Genomic DNA, 22068 nt, shown 5'->3' with positions numbered 1-22068 from the left:
CATGGCCCGTTCCCTGAGCGCCTACGGCGCCAAGATGTATGCAGCCATGCAACTGGCCATGGCCGAAACCTACGGCGTCGAGCTGTCCAGCAAGATGTTCAGCGTTGAGCCGTCCATCACCCAGGAACTGAACGACGCCATCACCGCCAAGTCGGACTTCCTTTCGCGCATCAACGTCATTGGCGTTAGCGAAATCAAGGGCGAGAAGGTGTTCATCGGTGTGTCTGGCCCTGTCACCGGCCGCACCAACACCAAGACCACCGACCGCGAAGCGAAAGACGCTTCCGAGCTGGACAACACCACCTACGAACTCTCGTCCACCGAGTCGGACGTGGGTCTGCCTTACGCAAAAATCGACGCCTGGGCCAAATTCCCTGACTTCCACCAACGCTACTCGGCCGCTGTGCAGAAACAGATCGCGCTGGACCGCATCATGGTCGGTTTTCACGGCCTGAAAGCCGCTGCGCAGACCGATATTGCCGCTTACCCAATGCTGCAGGACGTGAACAAAGGCTGGCTGCAACAACTGCGCGAGCAAGCCCCACAGCAGGTACTCAAGGAAGGCAAAACCGCTGGCAAAGTAATCCTGGGGCAGGGCGGTGATTACGCCAACCTGGACGCTCTGGTGCATGACACCAAGCAAATGGTGGATGAGCGTCTGCGCGATGGCGGCGACCTGATCGCCATTATCGGCACCGACCTGTTGGCGGCTGACAAAGCCAAGCTGTACGCCAAGCAGGGTGATACACCCACCGAAAAAGAGCGCATCGAGGACGCCCAGGTGATCGCCACTTATGGTGGTCTGCCAAGCTTCAGCGTGCCGTTCTTCCCGGTCAACGGCGTGCTGGTCACCAGCTGGGACAACCTGTCGATCTACTTCCAAGACTCCAGCTGGCGCAAGCAAACCGTAGACAACCCGAAACGCTCCCGTGTCGAGGATTACAACAGCCGCAACGAAGGCTACGTGATCGAGCAGTTGGAAAAGATCGCGTTTACTGAAAACGTCGAGTTGGCCGCATGAGCCTGGCCCTTGCCCACAAGCGCCGTACTTTGGCACAGGGAACCGCTGCAGTAATCGCTGCAGCCGCCGCACCGCTGGCGTATTCGCCGGCGGAAGCCCTGAGCAGCCCGGCCAACGCGAAAAAACACCTGCTGCTGATGGAAGCCTCTCTGGATCAGGATCTGCAGCGCCTGAGCGATATCAAGGGACTCGCTGGGCGTCAGGCACTCAAGCGCGAGGAACTGTTGCCCAAGTACCAGGATTTCATTCAGCGCTACATGGACTCGGGTCTGGTGATGCCGAATCGCGTTCTGGTGCAAGTGATGGTCTGGCTGTTCGACACCGAGCAGTTCGAAGACGGCCTGGCGCTGGCGGATTTTGCGATCGGGCAGGGCCAGGAGATGCCCGAGCGGTTTAAGCGCCGCGACTTGCAAACCTTCGTTGCGGACGCAGTGATCGATTGGGCTTACGCCGAATACAACGCGCAACGCAGCCCGGAGCCGTATCTGTCCGATCTGCTGCCGCGTGTCGACGGTGAATGGGAGCTGACCGAACAGATCCCGAGCAAGTACCACAAGTTGATCGGCATGCGCGCCATGGAGGCCGAGCAGTGGGAAACCGCGCTTCAGCATCTGGAACGCTCCACCGAGCTGTACGCGAAAGCCGGCAATGAGACGCGCATTGCGAAGTGCCGCAGGGCGATCGCCAAACAAACCCCCGCAGTGACCGGCGCCCAATAACCGACTACCCCCCCAGCGGGGAACTGTGGACGTGTGCCTGCCATTCATGGCCAGCCCCACGAAAAACAGTCTCCCCGCCCTATTCGAGCGGCCAGCCATGAGCTTTTCCGGGAAACCCACCACCTTTGTGGAACAAGCGATCGAGAACGACGGCTTTTGGCCGGACCTCTCCGTGGCCGAGTTTCAGAAGGGTTACCGCCTGCCGGCGGAGCACCTGGTAGAGATGCTGGTCATCAACCTGGCTACGGCCATGGCCCAGGTCAACAGTGATCTGGCCAGTTTAAAAGCGCGCTGGCAGGCCGCTGGAGTGTCACGCGTTGAATCTGCAGACACCACTGTCCTGCCGGAGCGCACCTTTCAAGCTGAGACGTACAAACGCGCCGTGTATTGCCGCGCCAAGGCCAGCTTGCTGCCGGAGTTCGCCTCGATCATACGTCGCGAAAGTGCCGAAAACTTGGGCAAGGAAGCCCCCGAGCGCAAGGAAACCTTCCTCGAGTTCAGCCAGCAGGCCGTCCGATCGCTGCAGGGGCGCGGCCGCATCACGGCGGCACTCCTGTGATCAAGCTTCGCGCCCTGACCGCCTACCTGATCGAGCGCCGCCTGGTCGAGCCCGAGCAACTGGACAGCTGGACCAACCAGGTGAATCTCGAACTGATCTGGAAACCCGACGTCGGCGGCATGCGCATGGGTGACATGCGCTACAGCGCCACGATCGCGCTGGAGCGTTTCGCCGATCACCCGGGGCGTCTGATGGCGTTGGTGGGCAGTTGGCTCGAGGGCAACGACCAGGAGCGCGACGAACTGCCGGCGGCGAAGTTCGACATCACCATGCTCGACAACGATCTGGCCGACGTCGACATCACCCTCGAATTCATCGAGCCGCAATACCTGGCCGAGGATCCGGAGGGCGAAATCGAGAGTTTTGGTAAGACCTGGTCGTTCATCCCGTTTGACCTATGGGTCGCCGAACACGGCGAGGTGTCGAGCCGTGGCCGGGCGTAGCACGTTCGAGCTCGACGTCCGGGGCTACCTCGGCGTGCGCGAGCAAATGGCGCTGCTGAGTCTGCCGCCGCAACTGCGCCGGCGTCTGCTGAACAACATATCCAAGCGCGTGCGATCGATGAGCCGCAAGCGTGTGCGCGACCAGCAGAACCTGGACGGTTCGCCCTTTGAGGCACGCAAAGGTTCGGGCAAGGGCAAGAAAAAGATGGAAGCGGGGTTGGCCAAGCTGATGCAGGTCACCCGTGTCAGCCCTGACGAAGCCGTACTGGGCTGGAAAAACGCTCTGACCAGTTGGGTCGCGGCGCAGCAACACAACGGTGTCAGCGAACGCCGCACCGCCGCGCAGATGAAACGGTGGAACAAGGTTCCGGAGGGGTTGGCAGCGACCGAAAAGCAGGCGAAGCGTCTACGTCGATTGGGCTTCAAGGTTCGCCAGGAGGGCAAAAAGTCGCTGACCCGTCCGTCCGTGGCTTGGATTCAAGAGCATGTGAACTACGCCAAGGCGGGGCTGCTGATCCGCATCTTGGACGATGAAAAAGCCGAGAGCAGTGGCGCGCAGAGCTGGGAAATCACCCTGCCCAAGCGCCAGTTCATCGGCGTCAGCACCGAACGAGACACTGGCTTGCTGCTGAACCAGGTGCTCCAACAAATTCTTAATTCACCCCGCTAACGAGGCACTGCATGGCACTCGGCAAAGTCAGCGTAAACAACCTCAATCTCGGCCAGGGTGCCGTGACTGAGATCGAACGCTATTTCCTTTTCATCGGCACCGCCGCCAAAAACGTCGGCCAGTTGCTCGCACTCAACACCGACAGCGACCTCGACGGTTCGCTGGGTATTCCGGCCAGTGATCTGAAGACCCAGATCACGGCCGCACGTCTCAACGGCGGCGATCGCTGGGCGTGCCTGGCGGCTCCGATCGCGGCCGATGGTAACTGGTCCGAAGCGCTGACCAACGCCCAGCAGAAAGGCTTTTCCGTCGAGGCGGTGGTGATTACCACGCCAGTGGAAGCCGGCAATGAACTGTCGGTCATGCATGACGCGGCGATCGGACTGAACAATACCTTCGGCCGTCGCGCTTTTGTCATGGCGGCGAGTGCCGGCATCACTGTGCAGCAGACCTGGGCGGAATACCTGATCGAGCAGAAGGCGATCACCGCCGATCTGGCTGCGCCGCGTGTCTTGGTCGTGCCGCAGTTGCACGGCAATGACTTGGGTGTGCTGGCTGGCCGACTGGCCAACGCCGCCGTGAGCATTGCCGATAGTCCGATGCGCGTGGCGTCCGGTGCTCTGCTGGGTCTGGGCCCCGTTCCCGTCGACAAGGAAGGCGTGCCGTTGCCGTCCGCCATTCGCGCCGAGCTGGACGCCGCACGTTTCTCCGTGTCGCAAACCTATGCCGATTACCCGGGCGTGTTCTGGGGCGACGGCAACATGCTCGATGCGCCGGCCAGTGACTTTCAGGTGGTCGAGTACCTGCGCCTGGCCGACAAGGCCGCTCGCCAAGTCCGCCCGCTGCTGATCCGCCGTGTCGGTGATCGTCGCTTGAACAACTCGCCCAACAGCATGGCTGCCGCTATCAGCGCATTCATGAAGCCGCTGCGCCAGATGGCCAAGTCCACGACCTTCGCCGGTGAGGTGTTCCCGGGCGAGATCGAATCGCCAAAAGACGGCGACATCGTCCTGGTGTGGCACAGCAAAACCAAGGTTGAGATCTACATCAAGATCCGACCGCTCAACTGCCCGAAAGACCTGACGGCAAACATTGCCCTCGACCTTTCCAGCGAAGATTCGGAGTAACCCTTATGTCCCGTATTGGCGGTAAAAACTTCGACATCAACCTGGGCGATCTGCAGATCCATGTCGAAAGCTGCACCCTGGATATCACCGACAACACAGCCGTGGCGCAAACCCGTGGCGTGCCCAACGGCACCGTTGACGGCGATGTGTCTGCCAGTGGCGAGTTCGAGTTCGACACCAACAACTTCAACCTGCTGATCGAGGCGGCACGCTCTGCCGGCAGCTTCCGCCAGCTGGAGCCTTTCGACTCGGTGTTCTTCGCCAAAGCCGGCGACGAGGAGCTGCGCATCGAGGCCTTCGGCTGCAAGTTGAAGGTGTCCAGCCTGCTCAGCGTCGACCCGAAAGGCGGCGAGAAAACCAAGCACAAGGTGCCGTTCGACGTTTCCAGTCCGGACTTCGTGCGCATCAACGGCGTGCCGTACCTGGCTGCGGCAGAGATCGAGGGCCTGCGCTGATGGTCTGCCCGTTCGACCGTGCCCAGGCGCTGGAGCAACGCCAACGTGACCAGGCGATCGCCGCCCAGTTAGCCCGTAAGCGATCGAGCGGGCCGAGCCTGACCCATTGCGAAGACTGCGATCGGCCAATCCCGGAAAAACGTCAGGCGCTGGGCGGCATCACCCGCTGCGTGCCGTGCCAAACCATTTTTGAGAAAGAGGTTCTGCGATGAGCGCGAATCAGGTCGCCCAGGACACCGCCGTTGCCTTGGCCAAGGCGTCGCCCGCAATCGGCGTGGCCGCTACAGGCGTGACGGGCGCAGTCGATTGGTCGGCGGTCGCGTACATGCTGACCGCGCTCTACATGGTGCTGCAGATCCTTCTGCTGATTCCCAAGTATCGCCAGATGCTGCTGGATTGGAAGGGCAAGTCTTGAGCCTGCGCACCAAGATCGCCGCCGGCGCCATTGTGCTGGCCAGCGCGCCTTTGCTCGCGTTCCTGGGCAAGTGGGAAGGCAACGGCCAGAACGTGGTGTACGCCGATAAGTTTGCCCGTGGCCTGCCTACGGTGTGCAAGGGCATCACCCGTTACACCAGTCCGTATCCGCTAATCGTCGGTGACTACTGGTCGCCGGCACGCTGTGCCGAGGTGGAGCAGCTGGTGATCGAGAAAGGCCAGTTGGCTCTGGCTGACTGCCTGAGCAACCCAGCGACCGGGCAGAAGACTTTCGACGCCCTGAGCAGCCACGGCCACAACTTCGGTGTGCCCAGCACCTGCGCCAGTCGAGCCGTCGGCCTGATCAATGCCGGCCGCATTGCCGAAGGCTGCAAGGCGCTCGCCTGGGCGCCGGATGGCAAAACACCGGTGTGGTCGTCGGTTACCGATGCCCACGGCCGCAAGCAGTTCGTGCCTGGGCTGCACGCTCGCCGGCGAGCTGAAGCGGCCATGTGCGCGGAGGGTTTGTGATGCTGCGCGAGATCCTGTTTCCGCTGTTGGTGTGCCTGCTGGCCTACATCGGATTCGACATCCTGCAAGGGCAGCGCGACACCGCCCGGGCAGACCGTGATGCAGCCCAGTACGAAGCCAGCGGCCTGCGTGAAGCGGCCCGAATCAGCGGCGAAATGATCGCCGCCCGAGACGCGATCGACCGTAACCGAACCCAGGAACTGAACGATGCACGCACTGAAATCGATGCTTTGCGCCTTGACGTTGCCGATGGTCGTCGGCGGCTGCGCGTCAAAGCTACCTGCAGCAGCACCCCGTCAAACGCCACCGGCGCCGGCGGCGTGGCTGATGCAGGTACCGCCGAACTCGCAGCAGACGCTCGACCGGATTATTTCACCCTCAGAGATCAGCTTGCCCTCAGCAAGCAAATGATCCTGGGCCTGCAGGACTACGTCAGCCAGGTGTGCCTGCGCTGACCCGAATCACCCCTTTAATCCAACCACCAACACGGACATGAACATGAGCCAGATCCAATCCCGCGAAATCACCCTGGAAATCGGCGAGAAAGAATTCGCCTTCAACCTGACGCCCCAGGACGTGACCAAGTACTTCAACGCCATGACCGCCAACAACAAGGTTGCGCCGTCCTTCAACTTGCTGAGCACCACCGTGCTGCCGGCGCAGAAGGCCGATCTGCGCGAGCTGATGGTTAACCCGGTGAACACCATGCAGATCGCCGGCGCGCTGCTCGAGGAGTACGCCCCTGACATCGGGATCATCGTAAAAAAGCCCTTGAGCACGCTGACCGCCTGACCGAGGACGGGCTGGGCCAGTTGATGGCCCTGACCAACCGTTGGCTGCCTGGCGCCGAGCCCACCATTGAGAACATGGGCACGGCCAAGTGGCTGGAAGACGAACACTGGAAGCGCATGGAATTTGCCGTAGCCAACGGCATTGCCCATGCGCTGAACGGATAGGACACACATGGCCGACCGTAGCGCCCGCCTGGACTTCATCCTGGCCCTGACCGACAAGGTCACTGCACCGTTGGGCAAGGTGAAAACGGGTTTTTCCGACCTTGCCGAGCAAAGCGAAAAGAACATCAAAACGATGGGCATGGGCTTGGCCGGTGTCACGGGCGCTTTCGTCGGTATCAATGAATCGCTGCAGCCTGCGCTGGAAATGAACCGCGCCCTGGGTGAGGTCAAATCCTTGGGCGTGGCCGAGGACGCGCTCACGGCGCTGAATCAAAAATCTCTGGAGTTCTCGGTGGCCTATGGCGAGAACGCCCGGGATTTCGTCGCCTCGGCGTACACCATTGAGGGCGCTATCAAGGGCCTGACCGGCAACCAGTTAGCCACCTTCACCAACACCAGCAACCTGTTGGCCAAGGCCACCAAGTCCGACGCCGAAACGATGGGCGCCTATGTGGGCACCATGTACAACCTGTTCAAGGGCCAGGCGGACGCCATGGGCAAGGGCGAATGGGTTGAAAAGCTGGGCGGGCAGACGGCCCTCGCGGTTCAACTGTTCAGAACCGACGGCGCCCAACTCAAGGACGCGTTCAAGGAGGTGGGCTCGATCGCTACCGCCGCCGGCGTGGACATCGCCGAGCAGTTTGCGGTGATCGGCTCGCTGAGCAGCACCATGGAAGGCGGCGATGCCGGCGGCCGTTACAAGGCGTTCTTCGAGAACCTGGGCGCCGCCTCCGAAAAGATGGGGATGAAGTTCACGGACTCCAACGGCAAGGCGTTGCCCATGCTGCAGATCATGGAAAAGCTGCAGGGCAAATTGGGCGACCTGACCAGCGCGTCGGCCAACACCAAACTGATGGAGGCGTTCGGCGGGGAGGGTGCGCAGGTGATCACGTCCCTGGCCAAGGACACCGATAGGCTGCGCAACGGCATGGATAAGTTGGGCAAGGTGCGCGGCCTCGAGGACGCCGAGAACATGGCCAAAGCCATGGTCGACCCGTGGCAACAATTTGCTGCAGCGGTCGAAGCGCTACGCATCGCCTTCGGCCAGGCACTGATCCCCATCCTGACGCCGCTGATGGCCAAGCTGTCCGGCATTGCCGGCACCATGACCCGCTGGACTCAGATGTTCCCCAACATCACGCGGGTGATCGGCATCGTCTCGTTGACGATCCTGGCGCTCATCGCCGCCATGTCCCTGCTGACGTTTGCCGTCGGTGCCGGCCGGATGGCGTGGATGGCCATGGTGACGGTCTGGAAAGTGGTGCAGCTGCTTAATCTGCGTGCCGTGGCCGGCTTCGTGCTGCAGGTGGCGGTGATCGCGCTGTATGTCGCGGGCCTGACGATTCTCTACACCACGATGGGGATCATTCGCGCCGCCATGCTGCTGTGGCAGGGCGCGATATGGCTGGTCAACGTTGCTCTGACGGCCAACCCTATCGGCGTAGTCGTGATGGGGATCGCCGCTCTGATCGCGTTGGTCGCCGTCGCCATTTACTACTGGGATGACTGGACGTCCGCGCTGATGAACACCGAGGCGTTCCAGTGGGTCAGCGCGCAGCTCCAAGCACTCTCTGACTGGTTCACGTCCATGGGCGGCTGGAGTGGCATGGCCAAGGCCGCTTGGGACGGCATCGTCGCGATCTTTCACAAGTCGATCAACAGCCTGATCGAGATGCTGAACAAGATCCCCGGCGTCGACATCAAGACCAAGTTCGGCGCCATGCCTGAAGTGCCCGGTACCGACATTGGCGTCAACAACGTGGATGCCTCTGCAGCTGCGCAAAAAGCCCAGCAGACAATCAACGCAGCCATTCCAAGCTTGTCGCCAGCGCGACCTAACGTAGTGCCGCCGGGTGGCCTGCTGACCAGCATTCAGAACAACAACAGCAGCCAGAACAAAGGCATGCACGTGGAGAAAGTCGAGATCCACAACAGCAAGCCTATGACTCAGCTGGAGATGGAAAACATGGTGAACATGGCGGTACCGGGATGAGCGAATACATCGACCTGCTGATCCACAACAACGACCTGGTGCTCGATCCGTCCCGCCAGCCCGAGCTGATCGATGACCGAGCCAGCATCGCCCAAGACATCGCCCACATGATCCGCGACAGCGGCCTGCTGGTGACGCTGGTGGCCGAGCGCAACCGCCTGAAACAGCGCGACTGCATTCAGCAACTGGAGCTGCTGGTCGAGGCGGACGAACGCCTCGTACCGGGTACGGCACTGATTACCCAGCTTGAGCCTGGGCAGTTCCTGGTGACGGCCACAACCCTGAAATTCGGCAGTATCGAGGTGACGTTGTGAGTGACGTGGATTTCAAACAGGCCCTGTCCGATGCCGGCATTCCGACCACTGAGGCCGGCCTGCGCCAGGGGTGGGAAGCGGAAGTGACCGCCCGGGGCAGCAAACTGAGCAACACCAGCCCCTGGTCGCCGTTCTGGCGGGGGGGCGCCGCGTTGGTGACCAAGCCGGTGATGTGGATTCTGGACTCCTTGATCGGTACCGTCCTGCCGAATTTCTGCGTCAAAACCGCCGTGGATGCCTGGCTCGACATGCTGGCCTGGGGCGTGAACGTTGAGCGCAAGGGCGCAACCAAGGCCACCGGTTTTCTGCTGTTCACCCGCGTGGCCCCCGGCGGCGCCCTCGAGGTCGCAAAGGGCACGGTCGTGCAGTCGGCCGCAATCAATGGGCATGTGTATCAGCTGGTGACCACAGCGATCGGCACCTTTACCGATGGCGTGATGCAGTCGCTGGTACCGGTTGAAGCGGTCGACGTCGGCAGTGGCTTTAACTTGGCGCCTGGCTACTACGCCGTGTTGCCGGTACCGATTCCCGGCATTGCCCAGGTCGTCAACGCGGACGGCTGGTTGACCACGCCTGGGGCCGATCGGGAGCCCAACGACGAACTGCGCCTGCGGGTGCGCAACCAATTCTCGGCAGTCAACCAGTGGCACACCGACGCGGTGTATCGGGCGATGATTTCCGCCTTCCCGGGCGTGCGTCCGGACGGCGTGTATTTCGAACACGGCGCCCCGCGTGGACCCGGCAGTGCCAATGCCTTTGTGTTGTTCGATGCTGACGTGCCGGCGGCAACGTACCTGGCGCAAATCAACGCCCATATCCGCGACCTGGGCAACCATGGTCACGGCGACGACCTGCTGGTGATGGTCATGCCCGAAACCCAGCACGACCTGCGCGTGACACTCTGGCCGCGCTCGACGTTGACCGCTGCACAGCGTCAAAACCTGCAGGACGAAACCGCCTTGTTCATCCGTGCAGCCTTCCGTGAGAGCACGTCGGGCGACTACCAGCCGACGCTGACTTATCCACAGTCACGCTTTTCTTTCAGCCGCTTGGGTGAAGAGCTGCACCAGCAGTTTCCCGGCATCGAGTCGCTGCACTTCGACAACGACGACATCCTCTCGGAACTGAACATTCCCCGGATTCAGAGCCTGCAGGTGCTGAGCAATGATTAAGCTCGATCTGAAATTCTGGTTGGCCGGTACCGAGCTGACCAAGCTCAAGGACGCTGCCCAGGGCTGGTGGGAAAAGGTCGAGGGCTGGCTACGCTGGCCCCTCCTGCAGATGGATGCAGACAACTGCCACCTGACCGTGCTCGATCTGCTGGCCTGGCAGCGCGATATCACCCGCTTCAAGGGTGAGCCCGAGGCGCTTTATCGCCTGCGCGTGAAGTACGCCTTTATCAACGCGGTGGACGCCGGCAGCACCGCCGGCATGAAACGCATCCTGCAGCGCCTCGGTGTCGGTTACGTCGAGATCGAGGAGCGTATGCCCGATCGAGATTGGGACGTGGTGCTGCTGCGTTTCTCTGACACCCAACTGTCGCAAAACCCCGAGCTGCTGCGTGTACTGATTCAACAGTACGGGCGCACGTGCCGCCGTTATGACTTCGTGACCATTACCCCGGTGCCGTTCCGCATCGCCGTGGTCGACTTCAACGACGACCAGCAAACGCTGGTTGCAAGCCTTTAGGAGCCCTCATGGGAGCCAGCATTACCCTTGCGGGCGAAAGCCTGATTGCGCAGAAACACGCCGCCCAGCTGGGCCTTGATGTGTCGCGATTCATCTTTGCCAACGTTCCAGGGCTTGACCCTAATGGTCCGGTCGATCGCGCAGCACCCAAACCTGCTGCCGGGCAAATCGTCCACGTCTACGACATCCCGGACGACAACGCCGGCTATGTGAATCCCAACCAGGTCGTATACAGCTCGCAGATCGGCTCTGACATTGGCGACTGGGATTTCAACTGGATCGGCCTGGAGACGGCCGAGGGTGTGCTATTTGCCGTGGCCTACGTACCGCTGCAGATCAAGCGCCGTAACATCCCGCCGTTGCAGGTCGGCAACAACCTCACGCGCAACTTCCTGGTGGCCTTCGACGGCGCCCAGGCGCTGACCGGCATCACCATCGATGCCACCACCTGGCAGCACGACTTTACCGTGCGCCTGGCCGGCATCGATGAGCGCGAGCGCCTGAGCAACCGCGACGTCTTTGGGCGATCGTGCTTCTTTGGCAGCTCGCTGCAGGTGGAAAAGGTCGGCAACGTGTACCAGGTCAAACCGGGCACCGCTTACGTGGAAGGAATCCGTCTGGAGCGCACGGCCGTACTGCCGATTGTGCCGCCGGCGTTTCCCACCACGGCCTGGCTCGACGTCGCCCTGCAGCGCGAATTGAGCGACGTCGTCGCCTGCTGGCAAGTGGTGTTCGGCGTTGATAAACCCGACTACACCGACAGCGCCGGTGTGCGTCATTACTGCGTCGCGCTCGCGGACCTGACCAATTCCAATACGGTGATCGATCGCCGATCTGTCGAGGCGATCGGCGGGCCATTGGTGACTCACTTTGCCGCTCGTAACGGCGACTACGCACAACTACGTGCCCGATCGACCACCAAGGAGGACGTCGGGCTGGGGAATCTGCCCAATGCCAAAAGCGACGATCCGGATACGGACAGCAGCGTCATTCTGGCGACCACCAAAGCGGTGAAATTCGCCATTGATTTCGTGGTGGGAAAGTTGGTGCAAGCCACCGAAACGGTGAAGGGCATTGCCAAGGTCGCCACGCAGACCCAAACCAATGCGGGGACTGATGACACGACATTTATCACCCCGAAAAAGCTGCGCCTGGGCTTTTCCATCAGCTTGGCACCCAATGGCTACATCGTGTTCCCGACGTGGCTCGGAGGCGCAATCATTCAATGGATGTACACCTCGAACAGCAACAACCTTGGTTCTGGTTACTCCCGGTCGCCGTATCCAATGGCATTTCCAAATGCCTGCCTGGCGGCGTCAAAAATCAATCTGGCAACGGGTTCGGGTGGCTACGTCACTGTCGACACGAGTTACACGTACTTGGGAAATAACGCCATTGATTGGATTGGCTACATGAACAACAACGAAGTGGCCAGCAACGTGGCCACCGTCGGGGTTATTTTCTTTTTGATCGGGCACTGAGGAACATCACCATGCAACGTTTTTACAGTGCAAGCACCGGCACCACGTACCTGTCGTCTATTCACACCACCATGCCCGCTGATGCAAAGCCAATTAGCGACGAGCGCTATTTGCAAGTGATCGCCAATCCTGCTCCGCAGAAAGTGCGCGGCCATGATCTTGACGGTTTGCCTATCTTGATTGACCCGCCGCAGCTCGATGCCGACGCGCACCTGGTAGAGCGTCATGCCGCGCTGTTCGCCGCGATCAATACGGCGTGCGAACTTGAAATCACCTCGGGGTTTGACTCGGCTGCCTTGGGCGCTCGATACGTTTACAGCAGCCAGCTGGAGGATCAGCTCAATCTGACCGGTGTTGTGTTGTTGGACGTCGACAGTGCGTATCCGTGCAGCGACGAACAGGGTTCCAAAGCTTTTCGCGTTCATACCCGGGCGCAGCTACGCCAGGTCAGTGACGACTTCACCGTGTTCAAGCTGCAGTTGCTGCAGAAGGCCAACGAACTGAAACAGCAACTGGATCAGGCGCTGGCGGCCGGTGATCTGGCCGGCCTCGAGGCAGTGAGCTGGGAGGGCGTGCAGCCATGAACTGGGCACCGGTGACCATGCGCTGGCCAGAGCAGGCCACGCAATGGATGGATGGATTGGGCGCGGCCAAGGATCTGGCTGGCGGTGAGCTGGCCAGCACCGCGTTACGCTTGGCGAGCCTTGACGGTTTGACCAGTACCAACCCGGGGCCGGTCGGTGACGCCGCAAAAGATGCGATCGCCGCCGGCCGTGCCGCGATGGCGGGGCAGATGGGCGAGGCGCCGGCGTGCCTGGTGGTGACGCCGTTCCAGAGCGGCATTGGCCAGGGACGAGGCAATCAACGTTTTCTGTCGGCGCCGAATCTACTGCGGCAACTGGCGAGCAAACTGATCGATGGCACCGACACCGGACGCCCGACTGGGCCGCAGTACGCGCTGTCAGTGTTGTTCCTGGGCACCAACTACGACCAGCTCGCCAGCACCCTGTCGCGCTTCAACGCGTTGCTGCCGATTCCTGAGCTGGTGCGCACCGAGCGTCGTGCCGGACACCTTTCGACGCTGGAGACGGACAAGTGGGAGATCCCGAGTTCTGGCCCATTGCCGCGTTGGCAATCGCTGCCGCTCGAGCGCTGCACGTTGGTCAAGGCCGCGAAGCAATCGATGTCCGGCCAACTGGCGGTGCTGGAGAGCTACGCGGCCGATAGCTCGCCGATGGGCGATCTGGCCGCGCTGGCCATGCGCAAGGCCGCTCAGCAGCAGGGCCGCGATCAGCAACTGAACGACCTCAAGGCTTTGCTGGCCGGCGGATCCGCTGATACCAGCATGCGCGCGCGCCTGATCGGTCCTGGTGATGTCAACGAGCTGCGCCGATCGCTGCTCGAGGGCGAAGCACCAGGTCATGAGTGGGTGCTGTCTGCAGGCGTGCTGCTGGTGGGGTCGCTGGAAGGCTTGAGTTTCGTGCGGGAGTTGTTCGGCCTATGACGCTATTACTCGACGGCGAGCAGGTCCTGGGCAAACGGATGAAGATCACCGCCAACCTGCGCATCGAAGCCGATGACATGTCTGGCCAAACCAGCAACACCGAGACTGCCCACAAGGGCTTCAAGCCGAAAACCTTAGCGGTGTCGCTGATGATTCCCTTCGTCGATGCGGTGCAGATGCGCACGATCATGCGCTTGGCTGAGGCCACGGCCGGCGGTGGCCAGCTCAAGATGTACCGGATCGTCAACGATACCGCCGCCGCGTTCGGCATCCGTGAGGTGCAGTTTTCGGACGGTGTCAGCGCCCGGGAAGACGACACGCTGGCCGCTTGGCTGGTCCAGTTCACACTGTCGGAAAAAGCCTCGAACCCCGAGAAGGTTGAACAGCGACGGGCAGCGAACGGCGTCAGCGCGCAATCAGCACCCGGCCAGGCGGTCGGCGGCGCCGCAGCCGGTGGTGGGACTGAAGGCGAGGCCCAAGAACTGAGCGGCTTTGAAAAGACCCTCAAGAAGCTGGATGACTACTTGGCGCCCAAAACATGAAACTGCATAAGGTTTTGACGATCGCCGGCAAGGTGTGCCCGTTGATCAAGGATGAGGTGCGCCTGGACATCAAAAGCCCTGGCCGTGCGACGTTCACGGTGCAGGCCGGCGAATCCTTGAAAGGTCTGGTGACGCTGGATATCGGCTACAACGAGCGCACGCTGCAGCGTCACTTCCTAGGCTACATCGAACGGTCGACAGCCGCCAACAGCACCCAGCAGTTGGTGGCCTGCCGCGAGTTGTCCTCGATCCTGGCGAACCCGTTGCCGCTGAACCTGCGTCACGTCGACCTGCAGGCGGTGCTTGCCGAGATCAGCGAGAAGACCGGGTTGGGGGTCCGGATCCCGAACAAGGCCTATGCGAAGGTCAAGGCGCCGTATTTCTATAGCCTGGCGGCGGGCTATTTGGCGATGGACAGTCTGGCCAATGTCTTCAACATCCCCGACTTCATCTGGCAGCAGCAGGGCGACGGCGAAGTGTTTGTGGGCAGTTGGGCCGACAGCTTCTTCGGTACCCGCACTGCGCTGCAGCTGCCGGTCGAACTGTTCGACGGCTACCAGGGCAATCAAAGCGCGGTGATCGCGCCCCTTCCGGGGCTTCGACCAGGTGCAACCATCAACCAGGGCGAGCGAATCACAAGTGTGACTCTCGCCGGCAATCAAATGGCGATCAAATGGACGACGCAATAAAGCGCAGCGTAGCGCGCCAATTTCCTGAATTGAGCGGCGGTTACCACCTGCCGCGCTTTGGCCGCGTAGTTGCGGTACCGGATGCGCCGGCGGCGCCTGGGCTGTGTGATGACTTCCGGCCGCGCTTTGGCGTCGACGTCGAAGTGTTACTGGCCGATGGCGAGCCTGATCCGGATCTGCCGATCCTCGAAGGCCTGCCATTGCCTGCACCGATGGGCGGGCAAGAAGCGGGCATGTTTGGCTTTCCGGAGGAGGGTACCACCGTCGTGATCAGCTTCGCCTACGGCCTGCCACACAAACCGTTTATCACGCAGATCTTGCCGCACGGTCTGAGTCTGCCCCGGGTGCCGAAGGGCGACCAGGTGTGGCAGCACAGCGAGGCTTGCCAGCAGCGCGTCGACGCGGACGGCAACTGGCTGCGTCAAACCGATGGCAAGATTAAAGACAAGGCGATCGAGCGCGAAGTCGAAGCCCTGAACAACACCGAGGCCTTCCAAAATCACACCAGGACGGTTGACGATCATTCGACCGAGACGGTAGGGGGCATCAAGAAGATTGAGTCGCTGGGCGCGCTCAAGTTGCTGTCTGGTGGGTCTGCAAGTCTGGCGGCGGTCGATGACCTGCACCAAGCGACCGGTCGTGATTTGAACGTAGTGGTAGGGCAGAAGCACAACGCCACTGTGGGTGGGGACATGCAGGAGCGAATTGAGGGAGTGCGCCTTAGTGTGGCTGGGCTCAGCCAGCGCCTGATCGCACCCCAAAACCATGTAGGGTCCGAAAACGTCAACATATTCAAAGTGCTGTGTGACACTTTGGACTTGATCGAAACTATGGCTGTTCAGGTTGCGAGCCACGTCCACGGCACTGGCCCTGTGCCTATGACTGCGGCTTTATTCACAGGAGACGCAGAAGCAGCTGTTGCCCTTTCAACGCCATTGAAACTAATTACGGCCTGACAGTTATTATGCTTTTTCCACTTTCGCCTGCTCCAGTATTGCATCGCGAAGTGTGATGGCTAGCGTCTCATTAATTACCGCAAGTACAGGGGCTCGAGCTTTTACGTCGATAATGTTGCAATATCCATAAAGGTGATCGTTTAATTCTGAGTTTGTAAAAAAGTTCCGTTCAAAAAACTGAAAATGGTCACCTATGGTTTTCTTGTTTTCTAAAGTCACTCGCACATATTCATTGGAAATAATGGATTTTGCTTCGTTGTACTTTTTGAAAGGGTTGCTGGTAGCAATGAAGTCTGTAGTTGAATTTTTTTTCACAGAGTATCGATAACTCAACTCAAGCATGTCGTATAAACCTTTGTCGACGCCGATGTCCGCTAAAATAGATCGTAAGCTCCATTTTTCCATTGCACGGCTAAAGTCGGAGAAATACATTTCCTGCCAGCGCATCCTAACTATGGTTTTGTGAGTATCTTCAACTAACTCCTTGAAAATAGCATTGAAACTTCCGCTAAGACTGTGCATCTTTTCAGTAAAAAATGAAGTCTGTTCTAGTCCGTGTTCTGGTGAACTCTCAAAAGAGTTAGCTACGGCGCTCATTTGAGATATTAAATCTCTGCATTCTTGGACTAGTATCGTTTGTCTTTCATTTTTTTTGCTTTTTGTGTATTGGAACACTGCAAACGCAAACGCACCTGCTGTAGCGAATTGAGCAATGGCGTTAATTATATCGATAAATTTCATCGCCCAAAAATCGGCAGACGTATAAATGTACAAAACTTCCAAAACTATTACTGATGTGATGAAAGCTGCCACTGTGTAAAAAAATGCTGGCTCTTCAGTAAGCCTGCGGCTCCATTTTCTTTCAAAGTGCATGTGCTAATCCTGATAGTAATTGAGACCGATTTTGTGTTGTGAAATCATTATGCAGCGTTAATTGCAGTCTTCTTCTCACGAACAGGTGTTGCTGTCCACCATCTGTTCTACTCTAAGCGGCACCACCAAGATTGCGCGTAAGCGCATCCATCAATGTATTCAATACCACTAAGGACAAACCCGGTCACAGCCATGCCTGCCAGCGTGGCATCGAGCAGCGGCGGCAGTGGATCTGGATCGAGCGGCATGCCCACCTCGACACGTCCAACATTCGCAGCCCGACCCAGCACATCGCACATAGTAGAGTTCACCATGACGTTGCCCCGGATCGCCGGATAGCGGCGCCGCTCTTTGGCTTCCAGCGCGACACCGCGTAGGCGCATTGGTGTAACCAGTACATGCATGTCGCCTCCTACCCGGCTGTGTCGATATCAAGTAGCGCTTCAATCGCATAGGCCAGCGCTGCGTCCGCTAACTCCAGCAACTCACCGAGTTCGTCAGCATTGATCACCTGATCCTGATGAAGTGCATGGGCTTGCCTGAGTAATGCCTTGTGATGGGCTCCGGGCATTGCGAGCAAGGACAGCTCGTCACGCAGCATGATCCGCCAGAGCTCTGTTCTGGACGGCTCTGGGATTACGATTCCCGCAGACTCTCTACTCATCGACCTGCCTATCCGCATGAATACTGTATATGCAAACAGTATATCGACTCTGGCATTACTCAACATCACATAGCGACTGACGGCAATTCGAGACCGCTGGACGCAGGCCACGGACCAGACTTTGGGCACTGTCTGCTTGGGCGCTGGGAAAATCGCGCAGCCAAGAAAAAAACTGCTGAAAAAGCACTTATCCCCCTCCCGCCGGCGGTGCGTACGTCTCTTTTTTTTGCAAGGAGGAGGGTTTCGCAAGCCACCGCTACGTTGGCGTCTGCTCTGGGCTTTATGACGACTGGTAACGCTGCACCGATTGCAAAATTATGCAAACGAATGCAGGAAAGGCGCACAGTGAATAGAGAAAGGTTGGTTGGGTGAAAGGTTGGTAAACGCCCAGTTTTCGGGCGTTTCAAGCTGTAAAAAGGGTTATCAACGAGGTTTTTGGTTTTGACCGTAAGCGAGAGAGAAAGATTGCAAACGGCCTCGGCAGATACGTAATCCGGCTGAAAGCCTTAAGGTTGGCCTGCTTCGAGGATTGACCGTGTTTCAAAAACGATCAATCCCCTGAACCAGATATGAGCCCAATAAAGCCCTATACCTTCCTGTTTTCCGTCACCCATTTTGTCCATGCCAGCAATTCACGTCCATTGCGCAGCGCCGATGCTTGACTCCAACCCAAAGCGTATTTATCCGTAAGCAACTCTCCTAACTCCTTGCTTTTAATTGCTGGGTTGTTTTTCAGGATTTTCTCATTCTCTAGAATTATAGGTTCAGCTGCGGCCATCGAGAAAATCGCGTCAAAATGCGATGTATATTTTGCTAGTTTTGATTTGTTGAATAAATAATGGGTCTGATCTTGTGTGGCAAGTTCAAAGCGCACCAGGATTCGTAGAACATTTATATATCCCGTTGGATGTTTATCTTTTTTTCCTACGCTATTGATTTTTTCGAGCCATTTCAAACCTTCAATTGTGAGCGAGGGAGACGCGAGTGGGGAGAATATTTTCAAAGAGCGACGGCGGCGGGATGATTTTAGTCCATCCTTCAGAACAGATCCTAGATCTCTGTAAATCCATCCATTCATTGAGCTGACTAAGAATCCGCATAGCTCGAGCCATTTGCAAATGCGAAGAGTATATATGTGCCAGGTTTTCTCCGCGTAAGTGCTATTTGGGAATATCTCTTGTAGGATCGATATCGCATCGCTCAAAGTCATGATTGAACTTGAAGTGCGATCTTGAATGGCTAATGTGAATGCGTGCTTTTTGAATTTTTCCCGTACTGCTTGAAGAATAGCTGTTTCATCGCCTTCAATTAGGCCAGGGTTGAGTTGGTAGGCACCACCGTCGCGAGTCGCAACTCCGAACATGTTGATATCTGTGCCGGTATTTTGAATTGACCCTTCAGTTAAACCGGAGTTGGTGACAAGTTCCTGAATGGATACAGGTTTTCCCAGCTTAAGCATTTTAGCAATTTTAATTACTGATGCAGGCTCTGTCGAAGGGAGATAACGCAAAGGAATTATTGGAACCTTTTTAGTTAATAAGTATTCTCTAAAAATATCCCAATAAACGTTTAGCCTGTCGCCGCTTTTGATAACAAGTCTGCGATGCATTAAAGAATCCAATGCCTCGGAACTTGATGACTCGGTAACTTCAAACCAGTCCACAGGTGCACGCTGCGCAACAATCTGGAGGCAGGCTCTATCCGGTTTGCTGAGTTGATTTAAATCTGTATCAAATAGACTTGCAATGTCTAGTTTGTTTGCTAATAGGTTTTCTTGATCAACGCCGGATTTTATTTTTTCGTAAATATGAATACATAATTTTTTAAGCAACCAAGGGTATCCTTGGCTGCTTACAATTAAGTTATGCCTTAGGTCGCTATGTAGCTTTTGGCCCAGCTCTTTTTCGAAAATATTGATTGCTGTGTTTGATTCGTTGTCAGAAAAGGGAGAAAGTTTTCGAGTAATGCGATAGTCAGATAGTTGGTGCCAGAAAAAGTAGGCTGGATGATCTCCCTGTGTTGTACTATCGCTTTTCCAAGCAAAACCCAGGCATAGGCAACCGCAAGCGCTTGCCGCGTTAAGTAAGAGTGCTTTGGCTCGATTAAATACTTCAAACAGTTCAGGTTTCGAGTACAGCTCCTCGAACTGGTCAAATATTAATATAATTAATTTTTTTTGCGCAGCAACGCTTGTCAAGTAACTTTTTAAGGATGAGGAGTTGAGAGGGTTGCCTACATCAGAGATGACCAGTTCTATATTGCTGTCGCCGAACCCTTGGAGCTGAGCAGCGCTTAAGCAGTTGAGTAGTGCGGAATATATATAAGAGGGGTTTGTAGCGGCGCGTACATCGACTGGAAAAATAAAATACTTATTCTTGTTTTGTGCGTTTTTAGATTTGTCTGTTAGCTTCGCTATCAGTGAGCTTTTTCCCATGCCGGAGTCTCCGGTAAGGGCAAATATTCGAGTGCTCGTAGATTGTGCTAAGACTTGTTTGAAAAATTCAAATACGAATGTAATGTCTTTTGCTCGACCTACAAAGTCTTGAGGTCTTGCAGGTCGGTAGTCGCTCCACTCCAAACCGGTTTGTACCTGAGCAACTTCTCCAATATCTTCAGCTGCGGGAGATATCGGTTTTAAGGTACTCGCAGTTTGAGCCTCAAACTCTAGGGGGGCTAGAGAGGTATCGGTGCCCTGTAGGTTTGCTATCAACTTTGAGTCTATTACAGGTTCATTGTTTGAAGCGTGATAAAAAATAACCTTGTTAGGAATTCCGCCAGCTAAAATTGTTACAGCCCATAGATTTCCAAAAGGTGTGATGAGAAGAACCCAGTCACCTAATAAGTTCTGGCTTTTACAATATTCCGTTGCTTTATCCTGAGGTGGGTTTTTTATAACCCCTGCCGAAATCAATGCATTAATTACATCGTTGGGTTCGTAAAAGCTCAGTTTTGATGCTTTTTCGATCGGCTTTTGTTGCCATGTTTTAATAAAGCCTTTGGCTTCCTTCCCGTACTCGGCTGTGCTGATCAGCCAAGCTTCCGAGTACTCCATGAAGTCTCTTGTACCCGCGAGATTTTTTAATATGTTTGCATCAATAGGCTTGTCTCGATAGGCCTTGCATTCTACATAAATTTCTTTGCTGCTAATTTTGTGTTTGCAAAGAAGATCCAGTTCTACAGCTGTTTGTCGTATTTCTTTTACTACTTCATACGACTGGGCAGCTAAAAGTTTAGCCGCTAAATCCTCTAACAGATCACCCTTGTCTTTTGTAGATGCGGAGCTCGGGACGGCTACCTCTATTTTAATATCCATTTAAACCGACTCTCTTAGCTGCTCTTGTTTTCTTGAATGTCGGGCATAGTAGGCTGAGGTAGTGGCTCTGCGCCACTCTTTTGGGCGGTGGATAACCGCTCAGCATTGAACGATACCTATTAACGCCAATCCTAATTTTTGCCCGTGCTCTGCAAGCGAGCTATCCCCTGTTTGATGAAACCAGCGTTCTCCCCGATGCGTTCTAAAGCTCCGCGCGCGTTTTCGCCGATCGTTTCGTGCCCCTGACTTTCTACTAACAGTACCAATTCCATGATCGCAGCTTCGAGGCCGAGCTGATTTTCGTACATTTTCTCGAGGACGACGGTGAGGGAATATTCGCTAGCCATGCATTCGACTCCGTTTCGAAAGCACGAAGCATAGCAGGGCATTTGGGGCTGGTTTTCAGTTCGAGGCTGGGGAAAAGGTAATTTTGGTAAGACGGTGCTAAAAACTGGCTGCAGCCCTTATAGACCGTGGCTTTGAGGTATTACTTTTGAAGGTAATATTTGGTAAGGCCGGAGGTAATATTTCACCAAGTGGCTGATTTTAAAGGGTTTTTTAGATTGGTGAAATTACTACGACTAAGGGTAATTTTCTAACCTTCCTATTACCCTATCATTACCTTTGCTAAATCAATCTAACCTACTGAATTTACTGGTTTTTTATGACTATTAAAAAGAAAATTACCAAAATTACCTTTTTCCCAGGGGTCAACCTGAAAACGGAGTAAAGCACAGCCGGGAAGATTCGCTGGCTTTTCATGCGCGCGGTTTAACTCTCACGAAACACGCCTGAGCCGACGATAGACAGTGCCAGGATTGGAGCCGAGAACCGCTACTTAAAATTTGCTAACGCAGTCGGTAGGGGGGATGGGAAAAGGAAGGAGAAGAACAGAGCTGGTACGCAACTGGTACGCGGGTTGGAGGTGGGGCGTTTGGGCCTTTATTTGCGGGAGGTAAAAGAAGGGTCAGTTCGATCCATCATCGGGGCGACGGAGAAGCGGCGGGAGGGGGGGGCGGGGGGGGGGGGGGAAGGGGGGAGTAAGGGGGGGGGGATGGGGGGGGGGGGGGGGGGGGGGGGGTTTGTAGGGGGGGGGGGGGGGGGGGGGGGGGGGGGAGGGGGGGGGGGGGGGGTAGGGGGCGTTCCTGTGGCGCG

General features: G+C 57.1%; 28 protein-coding genes and 1 pseudogene. 24 read left to right on the top strand and 5 right to left on the bottom strand.

Features of this window, described 5'->3' with window-relative positions:
- Window position 1 precedes the first annotated feature (1 nt).
- From AK821_RS25785 to AK821_RS25680, 24 genes and pseudogenes are all read left to right on the top strand, one after another.
- The gene (locus AK821_RS25785) at window positions 2-1021 is read left to right on the top strand and encodes a phage major capsid protein, P2 family (RefSeq protein ID WP_064392744.1); all 1020 of its coding nucleotides are present in this window, start codon (window positions 2-4) and stop codon (window positions 1019-1021) included.
- Entirely contained in the window at window positions 1018-1740 is a 723-nt protein-coding gene (gene gpM, locus AK821_RS25780; protein ID WP_064392742.1) for a phage terminase small subunit, read from the top strand. Before AK821_RS25785 ends, gpM begins: the two co-directional genes overlap by 4 nt.
- 97 nt (window positions 1741-1837) lie before the next feature.
- Window positions 1838-2299, top strand: coding sequence for a head completion/stabilization protein (locus AK821_RS25775; protein WP_064392740.1), 462 nt, complete (start codon window positions 1838-1840; stop codon window positions 2297-2299).
- Entirely contained in the window at window positions 2296-2742 is a 447-nt protein-coding gene (locus AK821_RS25770; protein WP_064392738.1) for a phage tail protein, read from the top strand. The genes AK821_RS25775 and AK821_RS25770 overlap by 4 nt, the downstream gene beginning before the upstream one ends.
- Window positions 2743-2788: 46 nt before the next feature.
- The gene (locus tag AK821_RS25765) at window positions 2789-3412 is read left to right on the top strand and encodes a phage virion morphogenesis protein (protein ID WP_064392850.1); all 624 of its coding nucleotides are present in this window, start codon (window positions 2789-2791) and stop codon (window positions 3410-3412) included.
- 11 nt (window positions 3413-3423) lie between these two features.
- Window positions 3424-4539 carry a DUF2586 domain-containing protein gene (locus AK821_RS25760; protein WP_064392735.1) on the top strand — a complete coding sequence of 372 codons (1116 nt, stop codon included), beginning with the start codon at window positions 3424-3426 and terminating at the stop codon, window positions 4537-4539.
- Between the two features lie 5 nt (window positions 4540-4544).
- Window positions 4545-4994 (top strand): phage protein, encoded by a 450-nt coding sequence (locus AK821_RS25755; RefSeq protein ID WP_064392733.1) that lies wholly within the window; start codon window positions 4545-4547, stop codon window positions 4992-4994.
- Entirely contained in the window at window positions 4994-5206 is a 213-nt protein-coding gene (locus AK821_RS25750) for a TraR/DksA family transcriptional regulator (RefSeq protein WP_064392731.1), read from the top strand. The genes AK821_RS25755 and AK821_RS25750 overlap by 1 nt, the downstream gene beginning before the upstream one ends.
- Entirely contained in the window at window positions 5203-5409 is a 207-nt protein-coding gene (locus AK821_RS25745) for a hypothetical protein (protein ID WP_064392730.1), read from the top strand. The genes AK821_RS25750 and AK821_RS25745 overlap by 4 nt, the downstream gene beginning before the upstream one ends.
- Window positions 5406-5939 (top strand): lysozyme, encoded by a 534-nt coding sequence (locus AK821_RS25740; protein WP_064392728.1) that lies wholly within the window; start codon window positions 5406-5408, stop codon window positions 5937-5939. The genes AK821_RS25745 and AK821_RS25740 overlap by 4 nt, the downstream gene beginning before the upstream one ends.
- Complete coding sequence (locus AK821_RS25735; protein ID WP_064392726.1) at window positions 5939-6394, top strand: lysis protein; 456 nt, start codon at window positions 5939-5941, stop codon at window positions 6392-6394. The genes AK821_RS25740 and AK821_RS25735 overlap by 1 nt, the downstream gene beginning before the upstream one ends.
- Window positions 6395-6437: 43 nt before the next feature.
- On the top strand, window positions 6438-6731 hold the full coding sequence (locus AK821_RS25730; RefSeq protein WP_064392723.1) for a putative phage tail assembly chaperone: 294 nt from the start codon (window positions 6438-6440) through the stop codon (window positions 6729-6731).
- A 23-nt stretch (window positions 6732-6754) separates the two neighbouring features.
- Window positions 6755-6895, top strand: coding sequence for a DUF6890 family protein (locus tag AK821_RS30970; protein WP_163005298.1), 141 nt, complete (start codon window positions 6755-6757; stop codon window positions 6893-6895).
- Window positions 6896-6902: 7 nt separating this feature from the next.
- Window positions 6903-8888, top strand: a complete 1986-nt coding sequence (locus AK821_RS25725; protein WP_064392720.1) for a phage tail tape measure protein — start codon at window positions 6903-6905, stop codon at window positions 8886-8888.
- On the top strand, window positions 8885-9202 hold the full coding sequence (locus AK821_RS25720) for a DUF2590 family protein (protein ID WP_064392717.1): 318 nt from the start codon (window positions 8885-8887) through the stop codon (window positions 9200-9202). The genes AK821_RS25725 and AK821_RS25720 overlap by 4 nt, the downstream gene beginning before the upstream one ends.
- Window positions 9199-10374, top strand: a complete 1176-nt coding sequence (locus AK821_RS25715; protein ID WP_064392715.1) for a baseplate J/gp47 family protein — start codon at window positions 9199-9201, stop codon at window positions 10372-10374. The genes AK821_RS25720 and AK821_RS25715 overlap by 4 nt, the downstream gene beginning before the upstream one ends.
- Entirely contained in the window at window positions 10367-10891 is a 525-nt protein-coding gene (locus tag AK821_RS25710) for a phage tail protein (protein WP_064392713.1), read from the top strand. Before AK821_RS25715 ends, AK821_RS25710 begins: the two co-directional genes overlap by 8 nt.
- Before the next feature lie 8 nt (window positions 10892-10899).
- A pseudogene (locus tag AK821_RS25705) lies at window positions 10900-12015 on the top strand (phage tail-collar fiber domain-containing protein); the annotation flags it as partial.
- 66 nt (window positions 12016-12081) lie between these two features.
- Window positions 12082-12372, top strand: coding sequence for a gp53-like domain-containing protein (locus tag AK821_RS31490; protein ID WP_442965598.1), 291 nt, complete (start codon window positions 12082-12084; stop codon window positions 12370-12372).
- Between the two features lie 11 nt (window positions 12373-12383).
- A complete protein-coding gene (locus AK821_RS25700; RefSeq protein ID WP_064392711.1) occupies window positions 12384-12956 on the top strand; it encodes a DUF4376 domain-containing protein in 573 nt (190 codons plus the stop codon).
- Window positions 12953-13876, top strand: coding sequence for a hypothetical protein (locus AK821_RS25695; RefSeq protein WP_064392709.1), 924 nt, complete (start codon window positions 12953-12955; stop codon window positions 13874-13876). Before AK821_RS25700 ends, AK821_RS25695 begins: the two co-directional genes overlap by 4 nt.
- Window positions 13873-14418: a baseplate complex protein gene (locus AK821_RS25690; protein WP_064392707.1), complete on the top strand. Its 546-nt coding sequence runs from the start codon at window positions 13873-13875 to the stop codon at window positions 14416-14418. The genes AK821_RS25695 and AK821_RS25690 overlap by 4 nt, the downstream gene beginning before the upstream one ends.
- The gene (locus AK821_RS25685) at window positions 14415-15107 is read left to right on the top strand and encodes a hypothetical protein (protein ID WP_064392705.1); all 693 of its coding nucleotides are present in this window, start codon (window positions 14415-14417) and stop codon (window positions 15105-15107) included. Before AK821_RS25690 ends, AK821_RS25685 begins: the two co-directional genes overlap by 4 nt.
- Window positions 15092-16063 carry a hypothetical protein gene (locus AK821_RS25680; protein ID WP_064392703.1) on the top strand — a complete coding sequence of 324 codons (972 nt, stop codon included), beginning with the start codon at window positions 15092-15094 and terminating at the stop codon, window positions 16061-16063. The genes AK821_RS25685 and AK821_RS25680 overlap by 16 nt, the downstream gene beginning before the upstream one ends.
- Window positions 16064-16069: 6 nt before the next feature.
- Here AK821_RS25680 and AK821_RS25675 read toward each other — a convergent pair whose 3' ends face one another.
- The 5 genes from AK821_RS25675 to AK821_RS25655 all read right to left on the bottom strand — a co-directional run bounded on the left by AK821_RS25675 (window position 16070) and on the right by AK821_RS25655 (window position 21260).
- Window positions 16070-16936 carry a hypothetical protein gene (locus AK821_RS25675; protein WP_064392701.1) on the bottom strand — a complete coding sequence of 289 codons (867 nt, stop codon included), beginning with the start codon at window positions 16934-16936 and terminating at the stop codon, window positions 16070-16072.
- A gap of 107 nt (window positions 16937-17043) precedes the next feature.
- Entirely contained in the window at window positions 17044-17340 is a 297-nt protein-coding gene (locus AK821_RS25670) for a hypothetical protein (protein ID WP_064392700.1), read from the bottom strand.
- An 8-nt stretch (window positions 17341-17348) separates the two neighbouring features.
- Entirely contained in the window at window positions 17349-17537 is a 189-nt protein-coding gene (locus tag AK821_RS25665; RefSeq protein ID WP_064392849.1) for a hypothetical protein, read from the bottom strand.
- Window positions 17538-18186: 649 nt separating this feature from the next.
- Window positions 18187-20913 carry a restriction endonuclease gene (locus AK821_RS25660; protein ID WP_236708339.1) on the bottom strand — a complete coding sequence of 909 codons (2727 nt, stop codon included), beginning with the start codon at window positions 20911-20913 and terminating at the stop codon, window positions 18187-18189.
- A gap of 131 nt (window positions 20914-21044) precedes the next feature.
- A complete protein-coding gene (locus AK821_RS25655) occupies window positions 21045-21260 on the bottom strand; it encodes a hypothetical protein (RefSeq protein ID WP_064392698.1) in 216 nt (71 codons plus the stop codon).
- Between the last annotated feature and the right edge of the window lie 808 nt (window positions 21261-22068).

It is taken from the genome of Pseudomonas sp. RIT-PI-r (genome assembly GCF_001297015.1).
Lineage (GTDB): Bacteria > Pseudomonadota > Gammaproteobacteria > Pseudomonadales > Pseudomonadaceae > Aquipseudomonas.
This window is presented reverse-complemented; position numbering and strand designations above follow the sequence as displayed.

Bases quoted from the DNA above. Each gene is read 5' to 3' on its own strand.
- AK821_RS25785 (WP_064392744.1), top strand. From the start codon at position 2: ATGGCCCGTTCCCTGAGCGCCTACGGCGCCAAGATGTATGCAGCCATG.
- gpM (WP_064392742.1), top strand. From the start codon at position 1,018: ATGAGCCTGGCCCTTGCCCACAAGCGCCGTACTTTGGCACAGGGAACC.
- AK821_RS25775 (WP_064392740.1), top strand. From the start codon at position 1,838: ATGAGCTTTTCCGGGAAACCCACCACCTTTGTGGAACAAGCGATCGAG.
- AK821_RS25765 (WP_064392850.1), top strand. From the start codon at position 2,789: ATGGCGCTGCTGAGTCTGCCGCCGCAACTGCGCCGGCGTCTGCTGAAC.
- AK821_RS25760 (WP_064392735.1), top strand. From the start codon at position 3,424: ATGGCACTCGGCAAAGTCAGCGTAAACAACCTCAATCTCGGCCAGGGT.
- AK821_RS25755 (WP_064392733.1), top strand. From the start codon at position 4,545: ATGTCCCGTATTGGCGGTAAAAACTTCGACATCAACCTGGGCGATCTG.
- AK821_RS25750 (WP_064392731.1), top strand. From the start codon at position 4,994: ATGGTCTGCCCGTTCGACCGTGCCCAGGCGCTGGAGCAACGCCAACGT.
- AK821_RS25745 (WP_064392730.1), top strand. From the start codon at position 5,203: ATGAGCGCGAATCAGGTCGCCCAGGACACCGCCGTTGCCTTGGCCAAG.
- AK821_RS25735 (WP_064392726.1), top strand. From the start codon at position 5,939: ATGCTGCGCGAGATCCTGTTTCCGCTGTTGGTGTGCCTGCTGGCCTAC.
- AK821_RS25730 (WP_064392723.1), top strand. From the start codon at position 6,438: ATGAGCCAGATCCAATCCCGCGAAATCACCCTGGAAATCGGCGAGAAA.
- AK821_RS30970 (WP_163005298.1), top strand. From the start codon at position 6,755: ATGGCCCTGACCAACCGTTGGCTGCCTGGCGCCGAGCCCACCATTGAG.
- AK821_RS25725 (WP_064392720.1), top strand. From the start codon at position 6,903: ATGGCCGACCGTAGCGCCCGCCTGGACTTCATCCTGGCCCTGACCGAC.
- AK821_RS25720 (WP_064392717.1), top strand. From the start codon at position 8,885: ATGAGCGAATACATCGACCTGCTGATCCACAACAACGACCTGGTGCTC.
- AK821_RS25710 (WP_064392713.1), top strand. From the start codon at position 10,367: ATGATTAAGCTCGATCTGAAATTCTGGTTGGCCGGTACCGAGCTGACC.
- AK821_RS25700 (WP_064392711.1), top strand. From the start codon at position 12,384: ATGCAACGTTTTTACAGTGCAAGCACCGGCACCACGTACCTGTCGTCT.
- AK821_RS25695 (WP_064392709.1), top strand. From the start codon at position 12,953: ATGAACTGGGCACCGGTGACCATGCGCTGGCCAGAGCAGGCCACGCAA.
- AK821_RS25690 (WP_064392707.1), top strand. From the start codon at position 13,873: ATGACGCTATTACTCGACGGCGAGCAGGTCCTGGGCAAACGGATGAAG.
- AK821_RS25685 (WP_064392705.1), top strand. From the start codon at position 14,415: ATGAAACTGCATAAGGTTTTGACGATCGCCGGCAAGGTGTGCCCGTTG.
- AK821_RS25680 (WP_064392703.1), top strand. From the start codon at position 15,092: ATGGACGACGCAATAAAGCGCAGCGTAGCGCGCCAATTTCCTGAATTG.
- AK821_RS25675 (WP_064392701.1), bottom strand. From the start codon at position 16,936: ATGCACTTTGAAAGAAAATGGAGCCGCAGGCTTACTGAAGAGCCAGCA.
- AK821_RS25670 (WP_064392700.1), bottom strand. From the start codon at position 17,340: ATGCATGTACTGGTTACACCAATGCGCCTACGCGGTGTCGCGCTGGAA.
- AK821_RS25665 (WP_064392849.1), bottom strand. From the start codon at position 17,537: ATGCTGCGTGACGAGCTGTCCTTGCTCGCAATGCCCGGAGCCCATCAC.
- AK821_RS25660 (WP_236708339.1), bottom strand. From the start codon at position 20,913: ATGGATATTAAAATAGAGGTAGCCGTCCCGAGCTCCGCATCTACAAAA.
- AK821_RS25655 (WP_064392698.1), bottom strand. From the start codon at position 21,260: ATGGCTAGCGAATATTCCCTCACCGTCGTCCTCGAGAAAATGTACGAA.